Origin of the sequence: Lacticaseibacillus camelliae DSM 22697 = JCM 13995 (assembly GCF_001436615.1) — a bacterium.
Classification (GTDB): Bacteria; Bacillota; Bacilli; order Lactobacillales; family Lactobacillaceae; genus Lacticaseibacillus; species Lacticaseibacillus camelliae.
In genome coordinates this window covers 1-2,813 of sequence record NZ_AYZJ01000072.1, presented here as the reverse complement: position 1 = coordinate 2,813, position 2,813 = coordinate 1, and the positions used below count along the sequence as shown (strand labels likewise).

Sequence of the window (2,813 nt, the reverse complement as noted above, 5' to 3'; positions counted from 1 at the left end):
ATGGCCTTTCTGGTCTAGTCGTCAGGGTGTTGCACTTGAATTGTAAACTGGGGAACTAAAATGAAACCGATATTTACCGAATTTTTGCATGAGGCAGCATTTGCTTTTCACAATAATGGAGGAGCTTTTGATGTTGAGCATTCCAGGCGTAATCGATACATCACGGGGATGAAGAAAAAGACCGCTGATGATGCCCCGCGGGTTGGTGGTTTTCCGTTGCATTGGAATTATATGCTGACAGGCAAGGGCGGCAATCAAACTCGCGAAGACGGATATATGAACATCGTCGGTGTTAATGTTGGCTATATATATAAAGACGACAAGTTTCAAAGTTTGACGGTTAGCTTCTATTCAAAAAATAAGAGACGTGAGCAGTTAGAAGCGATACCTGTTGAAGCTGACTTCCCCACTGATGAAGAAATTCAAAGCATTTTGATCAAGTTCTGGGAGGAAGTCGACGCTCGATACGTTCCTGCTAAGGACCAAGGTGTTGACAGCGAGGTTGAGAAGTATGTACAAGCACTGAAAGAATCAAAGAACGTTATTTTTCATGGGGCACCTGGGACTGGTAAGACCTTTTTGGCGAAGATGGTTGCAGCGGACATTGTCAGCAACGGAGCTACAACCGACCTGACAACTTTATCACCTGATTTGCAAAGCCATATCGGCTTTGTGCAGTTTCACCCTAGTTATGACTACACCGATTTCGTTGAAGGTTTGCGGCCAGTCGACGGAGATAATGGCCAGATCAACATACGGTGGCAACCTGGGGTGTTTTATAAGTTTATTAATGCTGCACGGGAGCAAAAATCAAACCCTGAGGCTACTTTTGATGCTTCCTGGGATCGCCTATTGGAGCTGATTGACTCCAAGGGTTTTATCATTGTCCCTAATGCCCTGCGGGGAGAGTTTGGTGTTGAACTGAACATCACTGGGGATGGTCTCGCCACGCGCACGTACCAAAGTGAATATGGTCAAGGCGAATGGCTTTCTGGAAAGGGTAGGTTTTACAGCCACAATCAGATGTACAGGGTCTACCGTGGCCTGCCTGGTGTACCGGCGGGTGGCCATGATAATTATCGCAAGGCGATTCTCAACTACATGATTGATCACGTTGGTCTGATTCTCTACAACAAATTAGACTCTGCCAGCCAGGCTTCCTATGTTTTCATCATTGACGAAATTAACAGGGGAGAACTTGGAAAAATCTTCGGGGAGCTTTTTTATTCTATCGATCCAGGTTACAGAGGTAAAAAGGGTACAGTTCAGACACAGTACGCCAATTTGCACCCTAAAGACACACCAGAGTTTTATGTTCCGGAAAATGTCTATATTATCGGGACGATGAATGATATTGATCGCTCGGTAGACACTTTTGACTTCGCTATGCGGCGGCGCTTCAGGTTCCTCAATATCGATCCCAAGGATTGCAGTTCCATGCTCGGTGAACTGAAAGAAAAGACTGCAGAGGCAAATATGCGGATGAATCGCCTAAACAAGGCCATCATCGAGCATCCCGAACTGAACGAAAACTATCAGATTGGTCCCGCGTACTTTCTTGAGCTTGCGACCCTCTCCCCAGAACAACTCTGGCAAGATTACCTTGAGCCACTACTGAAGGAATATCTTCGTGGGACAGTTGATGAAGATCAAGCCATTGAGAGATTTCATGAGGCCTATGAGGGCGTAGCTAGTGAAAATTGAGGATAATTCTAAGATCTCTGAAGGTGAATTGGCTGCTATCCCTAAGTTGGCCAAAACGCTTACAAATACACCGCTAAGCGAGCTGATTGAGGCTGGGGTCTTTCTCTTGCCCGCAGAGGCGACACAGTTGAGAAACTCTAGTAAGGACCAATACATCTTAAAGCATGATTCCCGCGGATACTGGACGAGCAACATCATGGGATTTTTTAATTATGAAGCCGAGAATCTGACAATTACTTCTTGGTTTGCGACAGCCCAAAATGATTATTTTCTTAATTACTTGTTGGCACGTGTGTTGCGCTTGCCAGCAGTATTCCATGGATTTGTTCCCGCAGAGGCACAGGACCACTTGCTAGACATGTTACCCTATGTTTTTGCCGCGTATTTACGGGAGGCAATGCGAAAAGGACCCTATCGCTGTTATGTGGAGACTATTGAGCGGGATTCCAATGTACGAGGACGAATTGATCTCAATTCTCAAATACAGACAGGCAACTGGTATGATGGAAAAATTGTGTACCGACGGAGAGAATTAGTTGCGGATAATTTTGTCATGCAATTGGTTAGGTTGGTGATTGATCAGCTGGCCGGACGCAAATCATTGGTGCCTTTGTTACAAACAATTAGGCCAGAAGTCGCGCAAGTACGTGAGTTGACGTCATCTTGTCCTGGTAGATTATCACGTTTGATTTATCAAAACCTGCAGCGACCAGTGCGACACGCCTATTATCATGAGTACCGGCAGTTGCAACGGCTGGCAATTTTGATTGCCACTCATCGTTCGGCATTACTAGGAGCCGGCAACAGAAGACTAATGGGTGTGGCTTTTGATGGTGCATCGCTTTGGGAAGAATATCTGGCGCAGATATTGCCAGCTGGTTTTGAACATCCTAATAACCGACTTCAAAAAGGCGGACGTCCGCTCTTTGAAGAGTATCAGAGCGGAAGTCGAATAGGGCGTGTCTATCCGGATTATATTGGAAGTGTGGATCACCGTGCAGTCGTAGCTGACGCCAAATATAAGCCTATGGGAAATATCGGCGGGGATGATTATTTCCTCAATTTTCAAGTCAAGTGCAACGATGATAACGAATCCTTGATAGTGGTCT

At 45.7% G+C, this 2,813-nt stretch carries 2 protein-coding genes; both read left to right on the top strand.

What is annotated here, in order from left to right; translation table 11 throughout:
- Nucleotides 1-60: 60 nt before the first annotated feature.
- Nucleotides 61-1,704 carry an McrB family protein gene (locus tag FC75_RS10045; protein WP_056989808.1) on the top strand — a complete coding sequence of 548 codons (1,644 nt, stop codon included), beginning with the start codon at nt 61-63 and terminating at the stop codon, nt 1,702-1,704.
- A partial coding sequence (locus tag FC75_RS10040; RefSeq protein ID WP_056989807.1) for a 5-methylcytosine restriction system specificity protein McrC occupies nt 1,694-2,813 on the top strand: 1,120 nt, incomplete at its 3' end. The genes FC75_RS10045 and FC75_RS10040, both read left to right, overlap by 11 nt.